This window comes from Bifidobacterium tibiigranuli, from assembly GCF_022655035.1.
GTDB classification, from domain to species: Bacteria; Actinomycetota; Actinomycetes; order Actinomycetales; family Bifidobacteriaceae; genus Bifidobacterium; species Bifidobacterium tibiigranuli_A.
This window is the reverse complement of the sequence record NZ_JALCUA010000002.1, coordinates 41951-64756: the sequence shown is the minus strand read 5'-3', so window position 1 is coordinate 64756 and position 22806 is coordinate 41951. Positions and strand designations below refer to the sequence as shown.

Annotated in this window: 20 protein-coding genes; 4 read left to right on the top strand and 16 right to left on the bottom strand. The window is 58.9% G+C overall.

What is annotated here, in order from left to right; translation table 11 throughout:
* Positions 1-50 precede the first annotated feature (50 nt).
* The gene (glgC, locus tag LKK40_RS02895) at positions 51-1295 is read left to right on the top strand and encodes a glucose-1-phosphate adenylyltransferase (protein WP_304309067.1); all 1245 of its coding nucleotides are present in this window, start codon (positions 51-53) and stop codon (positions 1293-1295) included.
* 103 nt (positions 1296-1398) lie between these two features.
* Here glgC and LKK40_RS02890 read toward each other — a convergent pair whose 3' ends face one another.
* From LKK40_RS02890 to LKK40_RS02855, 8 genes are all read right to left on the bottom strand, one after another.
* Positions 1399-2004: a metal-sulfur cluster assembly factor gene (locus LKK40_RS02890; protein ID WP_304309064.1), complete on the bottom strand. Its 606-nt coding sequence runs from the start codon at positions 2002-2004 to the stop codon at positions 1399-1401.
* A gap of 125 nt (positions 2005-2129) precedes the next feature.
* Positions 2130-2705 carry a Fe-S cluster assembly sulfur transfer protein SufU gene (sufU, locus tag LKK40_RS02885; protein WP_304309062.1) on the bottom strand — a complete coding sequence of 192 codons (576 nt, stop codon included), beginning with the start codon at positions 2703-2705 and terminating at the stop codon, positions 2130-2132.
* Between the two features lie 35 nt (positions 2706-2740).
* Positions 2741-4012, bottom strand: a complete 1272-nt coding sequence (locus LKK40_RS02880) for a SufS family cysteine desulfurase (protein ID WP_304309499.1) — start codon at positions 4010-4012, stop codon at positions 2741-2743.
* 442 nt (positions 4013-4454) lie between these two features.
* Positions 4455-5234, bottom strand: a complete 780-nt coding sequence (sufC, locus tag LKK40_RS02875) for a Fe-S cluster assembly ATPase SufC (protein WP_304309060.1) — start codon at positions 5232-5234, stop codon at positions 4455-4457.
* Between the two features lie 5 nt (positions 5235-5239).
* A complete protein-coding gene (gene sufD / locus LKK40_RS02870) occupies positions 5240-6463 on the bottom strand; it encodes a Fe-S cluster assembly protein SufD (protein ID WP_304309058.1) in 1224 nt (407 codons plus the stop codon).
* Positions 6463-7923 carry a Fe-S cluster assembly protein SufB gene (sufB, locus tag LKK40_RS02865; RefSeq protein WP_304309498.1) on the bottom strand — a complete coding sequence of 487 codons (1461 nt, stop codon included), beginning with the start codon at positions 7921-7923 and terminating at the stop codon, positions 6463-6465. The genes sufD and sufB overlap by 1 nt, the downstream gene beginning before the upstream one ends.
* 303 nt (positions 7924-8226) lie before the next feature.
* Positions 8227-9888 carry a CTP synthase gene (locus LKK40_RS02860; RefSeq protein ID WP_152579821.1) on the bottom strand — a complete coding sequence of 554 codons (1662 nt, stop codon included), beginning with the start codon at positions 9886-9888 and terminating at the stop codon, positions 8227-8229.
* Between the two features lie 124 nt (positions 9889-10012).
* The gene (locus LKK40_RS02855; RefSeq protein WP_273192788.1) at positions 10013-10480 is read right to left on the bottom strand and encodes a type II 3-dehydroquinate dehydratase; all 468 of its coding nucleotides are present in this window, start codon (positions 10478-10480) and stop codon (positions 10013-10015) included.
* A 144-nt stretch (positions 10481-10624) separates the two neighbouring features.
* Between LKK40_RS02855 and LKK40_RS02850 the strand changes: the two genes are divergently transcribed.
* Both LKK40_RS02850 and LKK40_RS02845 read left to right on the top strand, forming a co-directional pair.
* Positions 10625-11044: a PadR family transcriptional regulator gene (locus LKK40_RS02850; protein WP_304309054.1), complete on the top strand. Its 420-nt coding sequence runs from the start codon at positions 10625-10627 to the stop codon at positions 11042-11044.
* Positions 11045-11565: 521 nt separating this feature from the next.
* Complete coding sequence (locus tag LKK40_RS02845) at positions 11566-12090, top strand: hypothetical protein (RefSeq protein WP_304309053.1); 525 nt, start codon at positions 11566-11568, stop codon at positions 12088-12090.
* A 307-nt stretch (positions 12091-12397) separates the two neighbouring features.
* On the opposite strand, the gene LKK40_RS02840 is transcribed toward LKK40_RS02845, so the two are convergent.
* The 6 genes from LKK40_RS02840 to aroC all read right to left on the bottom strand — a co-directional run bounded on the left by LKK40_RS02840 (position 12398) and on the right by aroC (position 20490).
* The gene (locus LKK40_RS02840) at positions 12398-13321 is read right to left on the bottom strand and encodes a hypothetical protein (RefSeq protein WP_304309051.1); all 924 of its coding nucleotides are present in this window, start codon (positions 13319-13321) and stop codon (positions 12398-12400) included.
* A gap of 17 nt (positions 13322-13338) precedes the next feature.
* Complete coding sequence (locus tag LKK40_RS02835) at positions 13339-13977, bottom strand: helix-turn-helix transcriptional regulator (RefSeq protein ID WP_304309049.1); 639 nt, start codon at positions 13975-13977, stop codon at positions 13339-13341.
* A gap of 97 nt (positions 13978-14074) precedes the next feature.
* Positions 14075-14866, bottom strand: a complete 792-nt coding sequence (locus LKK40_RS02830) for a TIGR04255 family protein (protein WP_304309047.1) — start codon at positions 14864-14866, stop codon at positions 14075-14077.
* A gap of 236 nt (positions 14867-15102) precedes the next feature.
* Positions 15103-17472, bottom strand: a complete 2370-nt coding sequence (locus tag LKK40_RS02825; RefSeq protein ID WP_304309045.1) for an InlB B-repeat-containing protein — start codon at positions 17470-17472, stop codon at positions 15103-15105.
* Between the two features lie 92 nt (positions 17473-17564).
* On the bottom strand, positions 17565-19190 hold the full coding sequence (locus LKK40_RS02820) for a bifunctional shikimate kinase/3-dehydroquinate synthase (protein WP_304309043.1): 1626 nt from the start codon (positions 19188-19190) through the stop codon (positions 17565-17567).
* Between the two features lie 112 nt (positions 19191-19302).
* Positions 19303-20490 carry a chorismate synthase gene (aroC, locus tag LKK40_RS02815; RefSeq protein ID WP_304309041.1) on the bottom strand — a complete coding sequence of 396 codons (1188 nt, stop codon included), beginning with the start codon at positions 20488-20490 and terminating at the stop codon, positions 19303-19305.
* 45 nt (positions 20491-20535) lie between these two features.
* Between aroC and LKK40_RS02810 the strand changes: the two genes are divergently transcribed.
* Positions 20536-21027, top strand: a complete 492-nt coding sequence (locus LKK40_RS02810; RefSeq protein ID WP_304309039.1) for a prepilin peptidase — start codon at positions 20536-20538, stop codon at positions 21025-21027.
* Here the strand turns inward: LKK40_RS02810 and mltG are convergent.
* Together mltG and ruvX are read right to left on the bottom strand one after the other, a co-directional pair.
* Positions 21024-22193, bottom strand: a complete 1170-nt coding sequence (gene mltG, locus LKK40_RS02805) for an endolytic transglycosylase MltG (protein ID WP_434735122.1) — start codon at positions 22191-22193, stop codon at positions 21024-21026. The two genes, LKK40_RS02810 and mltG, sit on opposite strands and share 4 nt — an antisense overlap.
* A 125-nt stretch (positions 22194-22318) precedes the next feature.
* Entirely contained in the window at positions 22319-22801 is a 483-nt protein-coding gene (gene ruvX / locus LKK40_RS02800) for a Holliday junction resolvase RuvX (protein ID WP_304309035.1), read from the bottom strand.
* Positions 22802-22806: the final 5 nt, after the last annotated feature.

Here is a 22806-nt window from a genome sequence, read left to right as displayed (position 1 = left end):
TTCCAAGTCAGCATCGGTGCCGTAGAGGCGCTCATAGGAGAGGAGTTCAGATGGCGAAGAATCCAAAGATTCTATCGATAGTTCTGGCAGGCGGTGAGGGGACGCGCCTTATGCCATTGACCCGTGATCGTGCCAAGCCGGCTGTGCCATTCGGCGGAGTCTTTAGACTCATTGATTTTCCACTGAGCAATCTGGTCAATTCCGGATATTCGAAAACAGTTGTGCTCACCCAGTACAAATCGCATTCCTTGGACCGCCATATCTCGCGCGTCTGGCGTTTCTCGCCGCTGATGGACGAGTACGTGTCCCCGGTCCCTGCACAGCAGCGTCTCGGCAAGCATTGGTATCTCGGCTCCGCCGACGCCATCTACCAGACCGTGAATATCATCGAGGATGAGCGGCCGGATATCGTCGTCATCGTCGGTGCCGATCACGTCTACCGCATGGACTTCGAGCAGATGGTGCGTCAGCACATCGAATCCGGCGCTGAGTTCACGGTGGCGGGCATCCGCCAGCCGATCAGCCAGTCGGACCAGTTCGGCGTCATCGAGGTAGATCCCGATCACCCCAATATGATCAAAAGCTTCCAGGAGAAGCCGAAGACCACGACGGGCCTGCCGGATGCACCCGAACAGATTCTCGCGTCGATGGGCAACTACGTAGCGAACACCGATGCGCTGTTCGAAGCCCTCGCCTTGGATGAGAAGGCCGACAACACCAAGCACGACATGGGCGGCGACATCGCTCCGTTCTTCGCCGAGCGCAACCAGGCCGGCGTCTACGACTTCAATTCGAACGAAGTGCCGGGCGCCACGGAAACTGATCACGCCTACTGGCGCGATGTGGGTACGCTCAAGCAGTTCTACGACGCGCACATGGATCTGATCGCCTACACGCCGGAGTTCAACCTGTACAACCAGGACTGGCCCATCTACACGATGTCGGGCAATCTGCCGCCCGCCAAGTTCGTGCACGCAGGCCGCGATCGCCTCGGTCACGCAACCGATTCGATCGTTTCCAACGGCGTCATCGTCTCGGGCGGCGAAGTACATCACTCGGTGATCTCCCCCGGCGTACGCATCCACTCGTGGGCGCAGGTCGTCGATTCGATTCTGTTCGACAGCGTGACCATCAATCGTCGTGCGCGCGTCTACAAGGCGATTCTCGACAAGAACGTCGTGCTCATGGAGAACGCCACTGTCGGCATTGATACCGAGCGTGACTTGGCCCGTGGCTTCACGGTGACCCCCGACGGCATCACCGTGGTCCCCAAGGGCACTGTGGTCGAAAGCTAGTCAATCGCCCATTGATACAAGCTGGTTATGGTTGTGGGGCCTACGGATACCAATCCGTAGGCCCCACAACCATAACCAGCGAGATTACTATTATTTCTCGCTATCAGTACTTCGGCATATTGGCGAAGTTGAAGCCGATGGCGGCGAGCTGGTCACGGCCTTCGGGCGTGATCTTCTCAATCGTCCACAGCGGATCCCAGGTCCAGTCGATGCGGAACTCCTCCACGAGACCTGCCAAGGTGCTGGCGCATTCGTCTTCGATCAGGTCCGTGAGCGGGCAAGCCGGAGTCGTCAGCGTCATGCGGATGATGGCACGGCCCTGCTCATCGACTTCGATGCCGTAGACCAGTCCCAAGTCGATGACATCGATGCCTAGTTCGGGGTCGATGACCTGATGCAGCGCCTCTTTGATGTCGGCAGCCGTCGCCCGGCCGATGTCATCCACCGCCGTGAGCGGAATGCTGTCAGCCTGCTCGTCATTGTCGTGTTCGCAGCCGCATTCGCCGTTCCCGCCGCAGCAGCCATCCGCACCATCATAATGATGGGCTTTATGCTGGTCGCCTGCCGACGTGTTGCTTTCAGCGGTCAGAGTCCCTGCCAGTTGCGGGTTGGCAAACACCTGCCGAGCGGTTTTCTCGTCGCCGACGGCATGGTTGATCGAGTCGAAAATCGACGACTGCGGTTCGGGGACGAGGTTGTTCTCGCTCATGTCTTGTCCTTTGTTCGCTTTTGCACGGTATGATTGTGCATCACTGATACCTATGTCACAGTTTTGCACTACAACAGCCTGCACTGCAATACGATTCCGCTACTGGGCCGTATCTGATAGCTTATTCAGGCTTCCAGTCCTTGCGACTGCGTTGCCAGCGCCTTAGCTAAGGAGTCTTTAAGCCCTTCCCAGCCGAGCAGCGCGCATTTGATGCGCATGGGGTATTTCGACGCGCCCTGGAATACCACTGCATCGCCCAGCGCCTCGTCATCCGCATCATTGTCCAGCCCGGCTCCGCGCGACTGCATGAGGGTGTGGAAGATCGTGAACAGCCGCATGGCTTCGTCCACCGTCTTGCCGCTGACCAGATCGGTCATCACCGACAGGCTCGCCTGCGAGATGGAGCAGCCCTGACCGTCCCATACCAAGCGCTCGATGCGGCGCGGATCTTCATCGCCGACTTCGACATGCACGGTGACCTCGTCGCCGCAGGTCGGGTTGAACTGGTGGGATTCGCCCGGCGTGCAGTATTCGTGTCTGGCCCGCAGCGTAGTTTCTCCCGCAGCTGACGAGGTTTGCGAAGTCTCACTGGAGAGGTCTTGCGCGAAGCTTTCCTTGCCGTGCGGATTGCGCGCGGCATCGAGGATGACCTCCTGGTACATCTGCTCAAGCTCGTCGTCGCTCATACCGAAATCACTCATAGTAGTAACCCTTTGGTAGTAACTCTTGCAGCCGCTCAGCGTTCAAAGAATTCGCGGACATGCTTCACTGCCTCAAGCAGCGCCTGCGCGTCCTCAATGCTGGTGTAGACACCGGTGGAGGCCCGGTTGGACGCATACAGCCCGAAATGTCGGTGCACGGGCTGCGCACAGTGGTGGCCGACGCGGATGGCGATGCCCTGCGCGTCGATGAACTGGCCGACATCATGCGGATGCACGCCAGCGACATCGAAGGCCACCGTGCCGATGCGATCATGATTGTCACGCGGTCCGAGGATGCGGATACCGTCGATATCGCCAAGCTTGAGCAGTTCCCCGGCTATCGCATGCTCGTGCGCTGCGATGTTCTCCATGCCGATCTCGCGCATCCAGTCGGCGGCCACTCCGGCTGCGACGACCTGTGCGACCGGCTGCGTACCGGCCTCGAAACGCGCTGGCGGCTCCATATACTGCGCAGGCTGGTCCATCCATGCCAGTTCGACCATCGATCCGCCGAAGGATGCCGGCGGCAGCGCTTCAAGCAGCTCGCGGCGGCCATAGAGGAAGCCGACGCCGGTCGGGCCATACATTTTATGGGCGCTCCACGCGGCGAAATCCACATCGAGCGCATGAAAATCAATCGGCATATGCGGCACGGACTGGCAGGCATCCAACACGAACACCGCGCCGACCTCATGCGCCCGCGTGACAATCGGTGCCAGCTCGGTCACTGCGCCGGTGACATTCGACACATGCGTGATGGCAACGACTTTCGTGCGCGGCGTGATCACTTCATTGGCCGTGTCGGCGCGAATACGCCCGTCCTCGCTCAGCTCGAACCAGCGCAGCGTAGCCCCGGTGCGCGCGGCAAGCTCTTGGAAGGGCAGCAGCACCGAATGATGCTCGGCTTTGGAGACTACGATCTCATCGCCCGGCTTCAATGCGAAGCGCTGCGCGGCTTCTCCCCCACGCCCCAGCGACGCGTTGCCGAAGGCCGTGGCGAGCAGATTGAGCCCTGCGGTGGCCCCAGCGGTGACCACAATCTCCTCGTGGCCTTCCTCGCTATCGGCACCGACCAGCTTGGCGACCTTGGCGCGGGCCGTCTCGAACGCCTCGGTGCTCAGCGCGGCAAGCTCATGCGCCCCGCGGTGCACGCCTGCATTGATCGTGCGATAGAACTCACTCTCCGCGTCAATCACCATCTGCGGCTTCTGCGCTGTAGCCGCCGAATCCAAATACACCAACGGATGCCCATGCACCCGCTGATCCAGAATCGGAAACTCCCCGCGAATAACCCCAAAGTCCGCCATCATCTTCTCCTCTGCTTCACCACGCCCATACTAGTCTGATACCCGAGTAGCTGACGTGTTCGGAATGGGAATATGTTGTTCGTGACACGCTCCGGGCCGCTCAGGCCGAGTCTTTACGGTCTCGAACAACATATTCCCATTCCGAACACTCAACCACAAATAATCACCACACACGCTGAAACGTCTGCTACCAGCCTAAGCACCTCGCACCAGCATGTAAAGACCTTATTTCATCCAGCACAAGACTATTCAAGCGAAGCGTTATGGTTTGTGGCGCTCGATGCGCCACAAAACCATCTCAAGCACTCAAAAAACAACTGTCCGGAAGATCTTTATCACTAGTGGATTGGGCGGATATGTGTTGTTCTGGCGTAAGCTCGGCCGAATGGCCTTGAATGTCCAGAACAACATATATCCGCCCAATCCACGAAGACACGGAAAACTAAGCCAAGGCGGACTCGGAATCCGATCCTTCCGGCAGATACTGATCGTACCCAGATTCCTCAAGCTCATCCGCCAGCTCAGGCCCGCCGGTCTTGACGAAGCGGCCGTTGGCGAAGACGTGCACGATGTCGGGCTTGATGTAGCGCAGGATGCGCGTGTAGTGGGTCACCATGAGGATGCCCAGGCCGGTGTTGTCCTTGGCGCGGTTGACGCCTTCGGACACGATGCGCAGTGCGTCGACGTCGAGGCCGGAATCGGTTTCGTCAAGCACCGCGAACTTCGGCTTCAGAAGCTCGAGCTGCAGCACTTCGGCGCGCTTCTTCTCGCCGCCGGAGAAGCCTTCGTTCACGGAACGCGAGGCGAACTTCGGGTCCATGCGCAGCCGCTTCATGGATTCGTTCAGATCCTTGGTCCACGAGCGAATCGCCGGGGCTTTGCCGTCGATTTCCGTCTTGGCGGTGCGCAGGAAGTTGGTCATTGACACGCCGGGTACTTCGACCGGGTACTGCATAGCCAGGAACAGCCCGGCATGCGCGCGCTCGTCGGCGGTCATCTTGAGCAGGTCCTGCCCGTCGAGCAGCGCCTGGCCCGAGTCGACAATGTACTTGGGGTGGCCGGCCAGCGTGTAGGCCAGCGTCGACTTGCCCGAGCCGTTGGGGCCCATGATCGCATGGGTTTCGCCGGAGTTGACGGTCAGGCTTGCACCTTTGAGGATCTGCTTGCGGCCTTCCTTGGTTTCCACGGAAGCGTAGAGATCCTTGATTTCGAGTGTTGACATGGTTGTTATTTCTCCTCTAATACGTCCTGCATGGCGCCGCTCTCTCCTCGGGAGAGGCGACGGTCGATCACGGTCATGAGATGGTCGGATATCGCGGGCACGCCGATCTCTTCGACAAGCTCGCCGAAGAAGCCGCGCACGACCAGTTTGCGGGCTTCGATTTCGCTGATGCCGCGCGACTGCAAGTAGAACAGCTCCTCGTCATCGAAGCGGCCGACCGAGCTGGCATGGCCCGCGCCGATGATGTTGCCGTTTTCGATCTCCAAGTTCGGCTCGGAATCGGCCACGGCACCGGGCGTCAGCACCAGATTGCGGTTGAGCTCGTACGAGTCGGTGCCGGGCGCGCTCGGCAGGATCAGCGCGTTGCCTACCCATGTCGAATGCGCGGCCTTGCCGTCAAGCGCGCCCTTGTAGACTACGCGCGACTTGCATTCGGGGTGGTTGTGCACCACCATCGTGCGGTGCTCGATGTGCTCGCCGGGGTCGACGAAGTAGATGCCGAGCATGTTGAGGTCGCCCTCTTCGCCACCGAAGTCCTGATCCATGCGGATACGCACGACGTCGCCGCCGAGCGTCACCACGGAATGACGCAGCGAAGCGCCTGCGCCGACGTGGATGCGCTGGTTGCCGACATGCTTCGAGCCCTTCTCCCATTCCTGGATGAAGGTGGCGGAGATGTGCGAATCCTTGCCGGTGGTCAGTTCGATGCCTTCGGCGAGTCTGGCAGGGCCGGCGTGCTCCACGACGATATCGCCGTGGGACTTGTCGTCGGCGACGATCACCAGATGGAAGGCGTCCATATCGAAGTCGTGAGCCTGCACCTTGACCAGCACGGGCTGTGCAAGTTCGCCGGAAAGGCGCACCACAACGGCCTTCGTGCCTGCATTCCATTCGACTACGGCTGCGCGGTCGCTGGGCTTGAGCACCGTGCCTGAAAGGCCTTCGCCCAAGGCCACCGTGCTCACGGTGACATGCGATTCGTCAAGCGCAGATCCATCGATATTCGACACGGCGACTGTCGTGTGGCCGCTGGGCTTGAACACGCTGAAGAACTCGCTCATGCGGTCGATCGGCGTGAAGCGCCAGTCCTCCTGCTTGCGCGTCGGCATGGCGAACACGTCGAGGTCGAAGGAGCGAGGCTCCTTGTCGGCACTTGACGGCATGGCTGCCGGCATGGCATAGGGATTGCTCGGATCCGCAACTGGCATATTTACTTCCTTGACTGGCATCAGCCCACCGATCCTTCCATCTGCAGTTCCACAAGTCTGTTGAGTTCGAGCGCGTACTCCATCGGCAGCTCGCGGCTGATCGGCTCCACGAAGCCGCGCACGATCATGCCCATAGCCTCCTTCTCTTCGAGCCCACGGCTCATGAGATAGAAGAGCTGGTCCTCGGAGACCTTGGAAACGGTGGCCTCGTGGGCCATCGACACGTCGTCCTCGCGCACATCCACATGCGGGTAGGTATCGGAACGCGAAATCTCATCGACCAGCAGCGCATCGCATACCACGGAGGAGCTTGAGCCCTCAGCGCCCTTGATGATCTTGACGAGACCGCGGTAGGCGGCGCGCCCGCCGGAGCGGGAGATCGACTTGGAGACGATGGTCGAGCTGGTGTGCGGCGCCAGATGAATCATCTTCGCGCCGGTGTCCTGATATTGGCCTTCGCCCGCGAAACCCAGCGACATGGTCTCCGCCTTGGCATACGGCTCGGCGAGAATGCATGAGGGGTACTTCATCGTGGCCTTGGAGCCGATGTTGCCGTCGATCCACTCCATCGTGCCGCCCTCGCGCACATAGGCGCGCTGGGTCACGAGATTGTAGACGTTCGTCGACCAGTTCTGCACGGTCGTGTAGCGCACGCGTGCGCCCTTTTCCACGACAATCTCCACGTTGGCAGCGTGCAGCGAGTCGGTGGCGTAGATCGGCGCGGTGCAGCCTTCGACATAATGCACGTAGGCACCTTCGTCGGCGATGATCAGCGTGCGCTCGAACTGGCCCATGTTCGGCGTGTTGATGCGGAAGTAGGCCTGCAGCGGGATGTCGACGTGGACGCCCTTGGGCACGTACACGAAGGAACCGCCCGACCATGCGGCTGTGTTGAGCGCGGCGAACTTGTTGTCGTCGGCCGGAATCACGGTCGTGAAGTACTTCTTGACCAGCTCGGGGTAATCGCGCACCGCGGTATCGGTGTCGACGAAGATGACGCCCTGCTCCTTGAGGTCCTCGCGTATCGAGTTGTAGATGACCTCGGACTCGTACTGCGCCGCGACGCCGGACACCAAGCGCTTCTTCTCCGCCTCGGGGATGCCGAGCCTGTCGTAGGTGTTGCGGATGTCGTCGGGCAGGTCCTCCCAGCTCTTGGCCTGTTTGTCGAGCGGCTTCACGTAATACTTGAAGTTCTCGGCATGGAACTCCGACAGATCCACGCCCCAGTCGGGCATGGGCTTGTCGAGAAACGCCTGATAGCCTTTCAGGCGATAGTCGAGCATCCATTCCGGCTCGCCCTTATCGGCCGATATGGCGCGGACCACACTCTCGTCGATGCCCTTCTGCGCGGCTTCGCCGGCGGCATCCGAATCATGCCAGCCGTAGCCGTACTCGCCGAATTGATCAAGGATCTCTTCGTCCTGTTTGATTTTCTCCTCGTTGACACGTTCTCGATCAGCCACATATTGGCTCATCTCCATGTCAGACGCGGCGTTGGGTGTTTGTTTCTCAACCACCGTACGCGGCCTCCATTCCTTGGGAAAGTACCAGAGGTAAACCTAACAGAAGTCAGGCCGAAATACTAGGGAGCGTTCACCTGTCGGCCAAGCAAGGACGTGATTTTGCGCACAGTTCGGGGTGCGTTGCGCTTATGGCCGGTACTGTCGCCTCTCTTCGGCAATGCGCCTCGTTAGCATCCGTTTTGTAGCGTTATCCTCGGCTTACTGGCATGAAAAGGCCGCTGACGAATGGTCAGCGGCCTTTTCATGCCAGTAGTCTGCTTCTCAGCGCGCGGTCTGGTGGTCGAGCGCGGCCTTGACCAGTCCAGCGAAGAGCGGATGCGGCTTGGTGGGGCGGGACTTGAACTCGGGGTGGGCCTGGGTGCCGACGTAGAACGGATGCACATCCTGCGGCAGCTCCACGAATTCGGTGAGTTCGCCGTCCGGGCTCTGGCCGCTGATGTTGAGGCCGGCCTCGCGCAAGCGGTCCTTGTAGGCCACATTCACCTCGTAGCGGTGGCGGTGGCGTTCGGTCACGTGCGTGGTGCCGTACAGCTGCGAAACCAGCGAGCCTTCTTCGAGTTCGGCTGGGTAGGAGCCTAGGCGCATGGTGTGGCCCATATCGCCGTTGCCCGCGACGATGTCCTTCTGCTCCTCCATCGTGGCGATCACCGGATTCTCGCAGTCGCTTTCGAACTCCGAGGAGTTCGCGTCCTCAAGCCCCAGCACATGCCTCGAGTATTCGATGACCATCGACTGCAAGCCGAGGCACAGGCCGAGGGCGGGCATCTTGTTCTCGCGCACGTATTTGAGCGCGCCGATCTTGCCTTCGATGCCGCGGATGCCGAAGCCGCCGGGAATCACGATGCCGTCAACGTCAGCGAGCTGTTCGCGCGCGCCTTCGGTGGTCTCGCACAGATCAGCGGCCACCCACTTGACGTTCGCCTTCGCGTAATTGGCGAAGCCGCCGGCCTTGATGGCCTCGGTGACGGAGAGGTAGGCGTCAGGCAGATCGATGTACTTGCCGACGATGGCGATGTTGACCTCATGCTTGGGGTGGTGCACGCGGTCGAGCAGGTTCTCCCATTCGGCCCAGTCCACATCATGGAATGGCAGCTCAAGCTCGCGTACGACGTAGGCGTCGAGCCCTTCGTCGAAAAGAATCTTGGGCACATCGTAGATGCTCGGCGCGTCGACGCAGTTGACCACGCCCTGCGGGTCCACGTCGCACATGAGCGAGATCTTGTCCTTGATGGACTGGTTGAGCGGGCGGTCCGAACGCAGCACGAGCGCGTCGGGGACGATGCCGAGCTGACGCAGCGCCATGACGGAATGCTGGGTCGGCTTGGTTTTCAGCTCGTGCGCGGCGGCGATGTACGGCACCAGCGAGACGTGGACGAACATGCAGTTATCGCTGCCCAGATCGCGGCGCACCTCGCGGGCCGCCTCCATGAAGGGCTGCGATTCGATGTCGCCGACCGTACCGCCGATTTCGGTGATGATCACGTCGACATCATCAGAGGCCTGCGCACGCATGCGGCTTTTGATCTCATTGGTGATGTGCGGGATGACCTGCACGCACTGGCCGAGGTACTCCCCCGCGCGCTCCTTGTCGATCACCGACTGGTAGATCTGCCCGGTGGTCACATTGGCCTTCTGCGACAGGAACACGTCGAGGAAGCGCTCGTAGTGGCCGATGTCGAGATCGGTTTCCGCGCCGTCCTCAGTCACGTAGACCTCGCCGTGCTGGAACGGGTTCATTGTGCCCGGATCCACGTTGATGTAGGGATCGAGCTTCTGCTGCAGCACCCGGATGCCGCGGCTGCGCAGCAGCCTGCCCAGCGATGAGGCGGTCAGCCCCTTGCCAAGGGACGAGACAACGCCGCCTGTGACGAAAATATGCTTGGTGACGTGCTCTTGCGAATTGCCATGTTGTCTTCTAACCATGGAACTTCAATCTATCATTCGCATATGACTTGTGCGCTGAACCGTTAAGCAGACAGTCCAGTGGACTGTCTGTAGGTGAGGTGAGCAGCCGTTAAGGCTGCGAAGAACGGAGCCAAAGGCTCCGTTACGCACCAAGGAGGTGGGCAACCGCCTCCAGGGCCAGCCGGTAGCCGTAGAAGCCCATGCCGGTGATGGTGCCGGTGGCCACCGGTGAAATCACGCTGTACTTGCGGAAGGAATCACGCGCCGAGGGATTGGAGATGTGGACCTCCATAAGCGGCAATCCCGCGTCCGTAACCATGTGGGCGGCGTCGGACAGGCCATAGCTGTAATGAGTGAAGGCCGCCGGGTTCATCACCACCGGTGTCTGCTCGTCGACGGCGCGATGCATCCAGCCGATCATCTCGGCTTCGTCGTCGCTCTGGCGCACTTCGACATGCAGGCCGAGCTCGCTGCCCCAGCCTTCGCACAGCCTGGTCAGCGCGGCCAGGTCGTCACTGCCATAGACGTCGGGCTCGCGCACGCCCAAGCGCCCCAGATTCGGTCCATTGACGACGATGACGTTGCGGGTGCCCTTGTGCGTTGCTTCCATGACTGCTGTCTTCCTTCTCCAAAAGTTGTGCTGAATGTTCTCTGCCGGACTTATCATATAAAACCTAATCCCCTAGTACCAATGACGCGGTAATTTGCTGCCATATACAATTTAACTATCTAGATATATGATATACTTAGATATATGTTCGAAACTAATAAGTCGGCTCGTCACACTGCTGACGCCGCCCGCTGGCCCGCATTATGGATTCGCGCAGCAATGCGCACTGCGATTCTGCAAACCGTGGAGCACGAGCCCCTGCACGGCTATGGCATCGTGTTGGCGTTGGAAGCCAACGGTTTCGGAAGGCCCAAAGGAGGCTCGCTGTATCCGATCCTCGATGAGTTGACCGAAGGCGGCTGGCTCACCTCCCAATGGGAGGAAGCCAGCTCCGGACCGGGCCGAAAGGTATATGCGCTCACGGATGCAGGGCAAAGTCGCCTGCGTGACGAACGGAAGCAGTGGAGCGCACTAGCTGCGGCGCTGCACGCTGGTCCCGGTGCGGAGGAAGCCGTGGATACTGCGGGGAAGGACGAGGCATCATGGCTGGCAATCAACCATTGAATGATGTGGAAGAGCGGTTCGCTGCCGTACGAGGGCGTGCGGAAGATACGAAATGGTTTGCCAGAGCCGTTCTCGCTTTCATCGATGACCATGTTGACGTTCATCATGCGCGCCTCGCTTTCGATGGCGTTCCGGAGACTCTGGCTGAATCCGACGAAGCGATAGCCGAATTATTCGGGGAACCGCAGGAATGGGCGGATGAACAGGTTCGGCAATGGCGGGAAATGGGGATTGACGCCTTCCAAACGCAAGTGCTCCCAGTACGTGATTTAGTCCTCGTGGGCTTTGCCTCGGCAAGCGTGTTATCCGTGATGTTCTGCATCGAAGGGAGTGACAGGCTGCCTGTAGCCATCGCTGCCATGCCGCTGCTGATATCCTGGATAATCGTTGGATGCATGGGCATATATCAGCGTGTCATTCAGACCAGACCTATGCCGGCGGCAGTGCTGTCATGCGCCGTTCTTGTTGTAATCGGCACTTGTGCGACTGCGGGATATGCGTGGCTTATTCAGCAAATTCCGATGGCACGGGTGGCAATGTGGCTCATCATGCTGCCTGCGGCGGCGGTGTATGCCCTCGTGACGTGGATTACCGGAAGGCTATGGCCGCCGGAGCCTGAGCTTTCCGGCCTGTCGGCCGACGACCTGTTTGCCGATGATGAAGCGTGGCTTTCAGACCTTGCCGGAGCGTTGCAGTCGCGCGGCGACATATCCACACGGCGTGTCAGGCAGATCTGCACTGACGCCCGACAATATGCGGCGCAATCGGAATCAAAACTGGTGGAGGAATTCGGCCCTGCCGAGGTATATGCGCAGCGCTTCCCGCGCTCCCCGCATAAAGAGCTGAGCCGTGTGTGGCTGTATGGTGCCATCGTGCTGGTCGACATTGTCTATGTCACCGCACTCTGGCTCGGATATATGGGCCATGGCGCATTTTCCAACAGCTTCGGCTTTGCTCTGCTTGCTGCGAATATAGCGTCACTGGCCTCGGTAATCGTCCAGTGGCGTCGGCAGCGGAGCCGACAGCGACAGAAAGACCATAGCTGAATCGCGCTGGGCACTGGGCATCGCGGGAGCACCGCAGCATCAGCAAGCAGGAAAACAGCCCATCGGAGGTGCTGCGATGCCCCTTGAGACTGCTCAGGCCCTGCGCGGGAATTGCGTCATTTCAAGCCAGTCAACCATCACATTCCCCGCATGATAGCAAGGTCAGTGCGGGAATTGCTTGCTGCATGATTTGCTGTTACCCCAACGTATCCGCAACGCTGCGCATAAACCAACACAGAAGGTCCAAACCGTTACAATTTACAGCCTCGCAAATACCCGAGGTGATAGAGTGCAAACCCAAGTCGCGCTATTCGCCGGAACGACTCAGATAATCCAAGTCGAGGCGTTCCGAACGCAATGCTTGTGAATATGGGTAGTCATCTAGATCCCACAGCCGACCGTCCCCATGAACTTGAACTCCATTGTTCCGCTCTTGGCTGTACTTGCCATTGCAACTCTCCACCCAGCAAGTAATAAGTTGGTTCCACGCGAACGCCCGCATTGTAGCTGCGCCTTCGTCAGCGTTATGCCTCAACGCATCAATCTCAGCAGCAAGAGAGGAAGCTGGCATGCTCAGCAGCCTTTCCCGCTCAGCATTTGCGAGATCTCGATCCGGCTCCGGAAGGATGCCCGGCTCAACAAGGAAATCGAGCTGCAAATGAAATGGTGGTTGCGACCATCCGCTAGACGCGGCAACCCGTATCTCTTTAATCTCATCAAGCCGAGCACCTTCAGGTTTGGTATCCGCGTGTCTAGCTTTTGGCGCAACTTTGTCGGTCAACGGCCTGCACCAGTCCGTTACCTCATCGGGAAAAGGGAACCTTGCGAAGCGACGTCCTACAAAATTGCGGAAAAGCTTTTCCGCGGCAACACTAACAAGCCCCTCCGGAGAAGGAGTACCGTCTTCTGCCGTCACTACTTGGCCACGATTAATGGTCATGATATGGCTAAGGTCAGCGAACTTCGAGTTTTCACTATTCTCGGCAAGAGGGGCGTACCGTGGTCGCCGTCCGACCTGTGCCTGCCGCGCCAAATCTCCTTCGAGTTCAACGATTGGTGCAACTTGAATGCACGAGTCACGTATCGCATCACATGTTTGCGAAACTACGACGAGGCCCAGAGGAGCAGTCTGCCACTCAACCATCCTGTCGATTCCTGTAAATTCAGGAATCTGGTTCAGTGTCGCGAGCACATCACCTTGTCGCAGCGGCATGGAGTAGGGGCTTGTCATATCATCGTCTTTCGAAGCTATACCGTTTGTGCGTCAGGGATATTGGGAGCGAGAAGCTTGGATGCGGACAACAGGAAATCGGTAATTTCAGGAGAAGCGGCATCGCGCTCAACACGGAAGCGATCGAATGCACTCAAACCATCGACATCTGACCTCAGCAGGGCCAATCTCGTGGCGGATGGATCTTCGGCATCATATTCACGAACAAGAGCATCGAATTTAGCAAGCGACTCGCTATGCGCCGCACTCATCGTTCCTCCGTTCGCCCATAGATACAGCGTGCGGCGGGAAACGCCCAGCACCTTAGCTAACTGCTGACCTGTAAGCCCCGAACGTTCCTGCACTTCGCGAATCAAGGCACCGGTATTCGGCGAATCGTCCTCATCGGCTGAGTCCGACGAACGACTGCGAGAATCAACAAGTTGAGCTGTCACTTGTCTCAATGTCGGTATGCCTGGAAGGGCAGCAGTAACAGTCGAACTGCCCGGTTCCGCAAAAAAACTGTCAAAATACGCGGTGCTCTGCTGTGCAAATGGCAGTCCGCCGTTTAGTGACCAATCACTCCATATAGGTGAAACGGCAGGTGCCATGAGTCCAAAAACAAGTACAGCAGCCGTTGTTGTTGAGCCGATGCGTCTCTGCACAAGTTGTTCCATAACTATCACTCTCTCATGGTTTAGGGTACGTCGCGTAATTGACTAGAGACTTTTCTCGAATCTTGACCAGACACCACCCAACTGCACAACGAAAATATCAGCGGAATCGACGCTCGAATTCATCAGTAACTGCAGTATTCTCAAAAAATTCCCTAGCTCGCTGCTGCAGCCGAGACGCAGTTGCTATAACCACATCGGCTGTAAAAGCTACCGGAGCAAAGGCCGATGTATCAATATCCAAAACCCACGAATCTTGGTCAAGAACCGGCACGCCTGGGTCAATCGGCTGGCCTTTGGGAATCTGGCCGCTTTGCATCTGAAGCACGTCAGGCTGAACATTATCTGAATTGGTATAAGAAAACTGCGCACGCAAAGCCGATGCAAGCAGTTGAGCACCTTGGGGAACCTCGGACGGCAATACGCCCCTGCATGCAGGACGCAGCAACTTATCCACTTGCGTAAAATCCTCGCCGATCAGCTGATCCACGTAGCGATACCCGGTTCTCGTCACAGGCATTTCGCCCACAATTGGCATCAGTGCCGTAATAATCTCCCGAAACTTGCTAAGAAAGGCTTCGTGGTCTTCATAGGCAATTACATCGTTCACACGTCCGGCATATAGCGCGATAAATTGCGGAGCCACGGAAACACGCAATCCGCCATTTGCATCCTGATAGACACGGCGACTACCTTGAGATACCTGCATAGGCCCCGCAGGAGTGAGTTGAATTGTGGCGTCATTAACAGTATTCGCAGCAGGGAATCCAATTGACTGCATAATAGAATCGAGCTTAGGCCATCCTTCAGCAGAAAGAGCAGTCAGTTCAGCATTAAATTCGACACGCGTCAAAACAAGTGTAAGCGGAGACTTTAATAGTGTCTGGGACATCTTGCCCTACTTCCTTTATCCAGTATTTCATCGCCGACACTTCACATTCTACTTCACACTTTGAATGACATGCGCGATGCGTACGGTATCTAGACTAATGCGAAGGCGGGCGGGCTGGCTCCTCTTATCGAGGAATCAGTCCACCCGCCTTCGCATTAGTATCCGAGCTCAGACGATAGCATTCAATTCATACAGCCCAACACCTCGCAATGCCACGCCACACCCGCAGGAAACTATCACAGGCCTTTCCAAGCGGTGCCTTCCTGATGCCAGCCGGCCGCACCAACCACCGCATACTCCTTCGCACTCGTCGTATACACGTGCTCGCCCGAATGCGGATTATACAGGCGGTAGACCGTAACCGGCCCAGCCGGGTTCGCATACCACGCCACGCCCTCGTCATGCCAGCCCAGGCTCACGAGTTTGCTGTGCTTCGCCTGGTTCAGCGTCCAGTTGTGATTCCCATCATGCGGATTGTACTCACGATAGACCGGCTTCAAGCCGGGAGCCGAGCCCTGCGTGGCCGCGTTGAACGACACGCCCTCGTACTTCCAACCCAGCTTAACCAACGCATTCTTCTCACCCAGATTCGTCGTGTAATGATGCAGACCAGAGTTCTTGTTGTAAACGCGGTACACAGCAACCGGCACTGCCTTGTTCTCAGTCCATTGTGCATACAACGTTTGATTGCCGGCTGCAGCAATTGTTGCGGATGCCGTAATCTTGTTGCCACCTGTTTTGGCTGTGTACCAGCCGTTAAAGGTGTAGCCGGTCCGTGTCGGGTTGCTGGGCAGGGAGTATGCGTCGCCGAATTTCTGGTCGTTTATCTGGGTAGGGGCCCCATTGGGGAATGTGCCGCCATTCGTGTCGAATGTGACTGTGACCGAATTCGCAGTCCATTGTGCGTATAGGGCGCGGCTGGAAGTTGCGGTGACCGTGGTGAAGGCATCGACTTGCGTTCCTCCGCTTTTGGCCGTGTACCAGCCGTTGAAGGAGTAGCCAATGCGCGAGGGATTCTCGGGTAAGTCATACCACTCGTTTAATGTCATGGTTCGCTTCTGCAGCCCGGAGCCGTCAGAGAACTTTCCGCCGTTTGCGTCGAACGATACGTTCACTGGCTGCACATCCCAATGGGCGTACAACGTTTGATCAGAAACGTCTGAGACCACGGATGCTGCTGTTATCTGGTTTCCAGGCCAGAAATCATCCTTGCCGGTATACCAGCCAGCGAAAGAATAGCCTGCGCGAGTTGGATTCGCAGGCAATGTGTACGGTTTCCCGAATGTCGAATTCAGCTTCTGACTTGAGCTGCCGTTCGAGAACGCACCGCCGTTCGCGTCGAACATGACCACAACTGAATTTGCGGCCCAATGCGCGTAGAAGGTCTGCGAATCGACGTTGCTGGGTATTGTCGCAGAACCATCGAGCTTGTTTCCGCCAACTGCCTTGGTGTACCAACCGTCGAATGAGTAACCGACACGGGACGGATTTGGCGGCAGCACATATTTGCTGCCCGGCTTAATGTCGTTCTCCTGCGCCGATGCTCCGTTCGAGAAGGCACCGCCATTAGCATCGAACGTGACCGCAATAGGCTTCACCGACCAATGCGCATATAATGTGCGACTTGAGGAATCAGGGACGGTATCCCATGAATTGACTTGGGTCCCTCCCTCGGCAGATGTGTACCATCCGTCGAACGAGTATCCCTGGCGCGATGGCTCTTGCGGGAAAACATATCCACTGCCCACGGTCGCCGCCTTGGTCTGCAGCGTGGACTTGTCGGCGAACTTTCCGCCGTTCGCATCGAACGAAACATTGGCCGACAGCGTGTATGGCTGGTCAATCTGTAAGGAGTAGCGAGCACTAGTGCTTCCGATTGTGACCGGTGTATCTACATTCAGAGAAGCGGTTTTCCCACTTGTAAGATTCGTCCAAGACGCTTCACCGGTTTTCGCGTCATATACGCCAGAGGAAGGCTGCAAAGCATAAGGCGCAATATAGGTGCCATCCACATTCTTTGCGGTGCGTATAACGACGCCTTTTGTGCCACTAACTGACGGCAACGATACATATTGATCAGAAAGATCAAGGTTGCTATCAAGATTGGGGAGGCCCGCTAGGGGCGTAAGATCTGTAATGCGATTTGATCGCAGCCACAGATCTCTAAGATTGGTGAGATTCTTTAATGGGGACAAATCAGAAATTTGATTCTTCTCCAAAGCTAGGCTTTCAAGACTTGTCATAGTGCTTACAGGGGAAAGATCTGATACTTCGCTACCATTAAGCCACAGCCATCTGAGATTGGTAAGAGAATTAACACCTTTCAAGCTGTAAACCGTACCAGAAATAACACTTAAACTCGTCGTATATTTCACAGCGGTCGAGGTCAAAATATTCGACGTTGTAATGTGCGTTCCGAGTCCACTCGCAACAGCCTGTGCAAGCGCCGGATCCGGGAAGCACTGGGCGATAGTGCTTTGATCGACTACGCATGTATTATCGGCAGCCTGAGCTTGACCGGAACTCAGCACCAGCGCTCCAGCGCTTACGAACATCGTGCACACTGCGGCCAAAAATGCGACGGCCGCCCTCGTTAAACGTCTCATATGGAGAAATTCCCTTCTGCTTCTCAATGGCGAGGCACCGTAGCCTTCCCAGCAAAAGAATACCCCCCCCCCGCCGTCAAACTGCCCTAAAGCTACTGCTGAATGCGCACGAAGGCCTCGTGCACGGCGTCCTGCGGCGGGTCTTCGAGGTGAATCGGGTGGCCGATGCCATCCAGAATCACGAAGCGCAGGTGATTGCCGCGCGCCTTCTTGTCGCGATGCATCAGGGCGAGCACTTCGTCCCAGTCCTCATGATGCCAAGACGTGGGCAGCCCCAAGGACCCGAGCAGCGAACGGTGGTAATCGACCTCGTCCTTGTCGAGATAGCCGAGGAGGCCAGCCAGCTCAGCCGCGTAGACGCATCCGACCGCGACCGCGTTGCCGTGCCGCCAGCGGAAGTGCTCAAGCGTCTCGATGGCATGGGCCAGCGTGTGGCCGTAGTTGAGGAATTCGCGCAGCCCGGCCTCCTTGAGGTCGCTGGAGACATGGTAGGCCTTGACCCGCACGGTGCGCTCGATGAGCTCGGAGACGACGCCTTCGAGCGGGGAACCAAGGAACTGTGCGCCGTCGAATGCGCGCAACTCCTCGCCGTGATCCTCAAGCAGGTCAAGGATGCCCTCGTCCATGATGAGTCCGGATTTGGCGACCTCGCCAAGTCCTTCGGTGAAGATGTCATTGGGAAGCGTAGCCAGCGTTTTGAGATCGGCGAGCACGCCTGCCGGCGTGTAGAAAGAGCCGACCAGATTCTTGCCCTGCGGCGTGTTGATGCCGGTTTTGCCGCCAGTCGAGGCGTCGACCATCGCCAGCAGCGAAGTCGGGCAGTTCACGTAACGGATGCCGCGCATCCAGGTCGCAGCCACAAATCCGGCCAGATCGGTGGCCGCTCCGCCGCCGAGCCCGACAACCGCATCGGAACGGGTGAAGCCCTCATTGCCCAGCCGCTCCCAGATGTCGTTGGCCACCGGATTGGTTTTGCCTGCTTCGGCATCGGGTATCACGACGTCCGAGACGCTATAGCCCGCCCGGCGCAGCAGCGCGCGCGCATGATCGCTGTGGCGCTGCACCGGCTGGGTGTGAATCAGCGCGATTTTCGTGGGGCGCTCCCCCAGAATCTCAGGCAGCTGCTGCATCACGCTTTCGCCGACGCGCACATCGTAGGGCTCGATGGACGAGCCGGTGACATGGATTGTTCGTTGCATAATCGCCTCCGTCAGTTTCCGCGCCGCCATTTGCGGCGTCGACCCGTGCGTGCGCACATGGATGTTCGCCAGCTCGGAGAACACCGGGTCTCGTTCCTCGAACAGCTGCTTCCAACGCGCGTCAGGGTCGCCTTTGAGCATCGGCCGGTTGCCACCTCGCCGCGCACGTTCCATAGCTTCCTTTGGATCGGCTTGTAAGTAGATCAGCCGTCCGCCGCCGTGAACATAGTCGACAAGGGACTGCCGCGTAGCTGGGGTCATCGGAGCGCCGCCGCCGAGGGAAAGCAGGCCGTCATAGCCATCGAGCAGCTCACGAATCAGCGAGGATTCCAAATCACGGAACGCCTTCTCGCCGTAGCGTTCGAAGTACTGCGGAATGCCCATGCGCGCCTCATCCTCAACGCGCTGGTCGGCATCGATGAATGCCACGCCGAGCATCGATGCGGCCTGATGCCCGACGCGGGTCTTGCCTGCTCCGGGCATGCCGATGATGACGGCGAGCGGATGGTGTGCACTCATGGGGAAATCCTTAGTAGTGATGACAACAACAGTGGTGATGACAACAACGTTGATACTGACCGTGTCGATGCCAGCGAATCGGAACGACTACGATGCTGAGATGCTGCGCCGCTCAGCGCATATGCTCGGGCCAGGAGGCGAGGTACTGCTCGGCGTTGCGTCGGGTTTCGGCGATGCTGTCGCCCCCGAACTTCTCAAGAATGAAGCGCGCAAGCGTGAGTCGGACCATCGCCTCGCACACGACCGAAGCGGCGGGCACCGCCGTGCTGTCGGAACGCTGGTTGATGGCCTGCGCAGGCTCGCCCGTGTGGATGTCGATGGTGCGCAACGCGCGCGGAATCGAAGGAATCGGCTTCATGGCGGCCCGCACGCGGATGATCTCGCCATTCGACATGCCGCCTTCGATGCCGCCGGCACGATTGCTCAGCCGCGCGATATGCCCGTTCTCGCCGGGCACCATCTCGTCATGCGCCTGCGATCCGAAGCGTTCGGCTTCGCGGAACCCATCGCCGATCTCCACGCCCTTGATGGCCTGAATGCCCATGATGGCACCAGCCAGAGCGCCATCCAGGCGCCGGTCGGACTCCACGTAGGTGCCCACACCGGCGGGCATGCCGTAGGCGAGCACCTCAACGACGCCGCCGATGGTGTCGGCCGCCGCCTTGCCCTCATCGACACGCATCATCATGCGCTGCGCAGCATCGGTGTCCAGAGTGCGCACCGGCGAGGCGTCAAGCGTCTCCACATCGTCGGGCGTAGGCAGCTCGTAGTCGTCGCCGACGCCCACGCCGCCGATTGAGATGACATGCGCAACAGTGCGCACGCCCACGGATTGCTCAAGGAAGCGTGCGGCAACGGAGCCGAGAGCCACCCGTGAAGCGGTTTCGCGGGCGCTGGAACGTTCAAGCACCTCGCGGGCATCGTCGAAACCGTACTTGCGCATGCCGGTCAGGTCGGCGTGCCCGGGCCTCGGGCGGCTCAGCGGCGCGTTGCGGCCGGTATCGGCAAGCTCGTGATCGAGCGGATCGGCGCTCATCACTTCCGTCCACTTGGGCCATTCGGTGTTGGCGATTTCAATGGCGATGGGCGAGCCAAGCGTCCTGCCGTGGCGCACGCCGGTAAGCAGCCGCACCTTGTCCTGTTCGAATTTCATGCGCGAGCCGCGCCCATATCCCAGCCGCCGACGCGCCAGCGCATCGACCACATCCGCGCTAGTGACCTCGATGCCGGCGGGCAGCCCCTCGATCATCGCGACCAACGCCTCACCGTGCGATTCACCCGCAGTCTGCCAGCGCAACATGCCTTCTCCTTCGCTTATACGATCAACTTCGACTATCTTACTGTCATGTCCTACTTTGCCATGCTGCCCAGTCTGCTATGCGGGACGCTGCTGGCCGCGCATGACCTGCGGACCCGACGCGTGCCGCGTATCTGGGTCGCCTTCGGCATGGTCACGCAGTGCGCAGCGTTCATCATTTACGGCGCGTCGCATGGTCGACCTTGGGGTTTTCTGGCGGCTTTGGGCTACGCAGCCTTCGCCGCGCTGCTGCAATGGCTGCTGTCCGCGCTGCGCCCGGGAAGCCTGGGATTCGGCGATGTCACCTGCGCCGCGCTGGTCGGTCAGGCGGTCGGCTGGCTCGGTCTGATGGCCTTCCTGAGCTGGTGGCTGCTCATGGGACTCATCGGTCTGCTTTGGATCGGCAGTTGGCATGTTTGCAGCCGATTGAGCCGCGGCACGTCATCAGCCCGCACGCCTTCGATTCGAGCGCCGTTCGTGCCGGTTATCGTCATCTCGGGCGTGTGTGCCGTGCTGCTGCCCGGATTGCTGATTTTCTAGTTCGCGTTGGAATTCGTCTGCTTGTACTCGTCGCGAATCTTCCAGAATTCGTCTTCCGTCGTGGCAAATTTGGTTTCGCCAGTATTCAGATTCGTCGTGACGAAGTACAGCCAGTCGCCCGCCGGCGGGTTCATCGCGTCTTTGAGCACATCATCGCTGGGATTGCTGATCGGCGTCGGCGGCAGCCCGGCGTTCACGCGCGTGTTGTATGGATTGGAGCCATTGGCCAGCATATCGTCGGTGAGCTTGTCGGCGCTGATGCCCAGTCCATAGGCGACCGTGGTATCCATGCCCAGATTCATGTTCTTGGCCAAACGGTTGAGAATGACGCGCACGACCTTGCCGTAGTACTCCTGCGAGTTGACCTCAGATTCGGCTATCGAGGCGATTGTGAGCAGCTTTTCACGCTGCGCACCGGTGGGTGCCCCCATGGCGTCGAGCTGGGCGACACGTTTGCTCACCATCGCCTTCATGATGCCTTCAGCAGAGCCAATCGACTTAACATCGTACGACCCCGGCTCAAGCCAGCCTTCGAACTTGCCGCCTGCCTCAGGAGGCAGAATGCCAACTCCCCCTTTGTCTACGATGCTTTGGAAATCGGATTTGCTGATGCCGGACAGGCTTGCCGCATTGGCGATGATGTCGGAAGCCCGCTCGCCGGAGCGCACTTCAAGGAATCCGGTCGCCTTGCTCTGGTCGGAGAGTATCTTGACGACATCAATCGCAGCCATATGCAGTTTCAGCGTATAGATGCCCGGATAGAGCGTGCTGCTGTTCGCCGTCACTGCGGCGGTGAAAGCCGCCTCGGATTTGATCACGTCGGCGTCTTTGAGCTTTTTGGCGACCTGAGTCGAATCATCGCCATTGGCGACGCTGATACGCACGCTGCCCGATCCCGGACCGGGATAGTCCGCGATCTGCGTGCCCGACGAGTTTCGAGCGGCTGCCCAGGACCTGATCTTCGTGTAGCTGAAATACCCGCCGCCTGCGACGATGCCGAGCACGACGAATACGATGATGATGGCTCTGAGCCTAGTGTTGCGCGGATGCTCGCGCTGCCGACGCATCTCCTTGCGAGATTTGGGCGGGAGCGGCGGCTGTGGCGCAGCCGTACCTGCCTGCTGCGTCGATTGTGCGGTGCCGTTGAACGCATTGTCATCAAGCATATTGTCATCGAACGCAGTGCCGTCAGAAGCATTGTCGTTAAACGCATCGCTGTTCGCTGCATCGCCGTCGGCCGCATCGGGGCCGAGTCCGGCATCTTCAAAGAAGGTGTTGAAATCCTCGGGCACTAATCGCTCCTCTGATTGGTCCTGGCGTCCAACGCCGACTGCAGAATCACCACTGCCGACTGCTGGTCGACCACAGGTCGGTGACGCCTGCCGGCGATATGCGCCTCATGCAACTGACGATGCGCGCTGACCGTGGTCAATCGTTCATCCATCAATGCTATCGAAGGTATGTCATGAATTGGTGACGACTCGTCCTCGCTGAGCGTAGCCAGCCGCTTGGCGAGGTTCGCAGCCCAGCGTCGGGCCTTTTTCGCGCTTTTGCCTTCGCTGCCGTTGAGCTGCAACGGCAGCCCTACGACGATATGGTCGATCGCCTGGTCGGTGATCGCGCGGTCTTCGATGATTTCGGCCACGGCGTCAAGCGTGCGGAAGGAATCTCCCCGCGCATCGAGGTTTTCCATCGGATGGGCGAAGGTGAGCTCCGGGTCGGACAATGCGAGTCCGACCCGGGCGTCACCGAGATCGACGCCAAGCCATGCCATGCCGG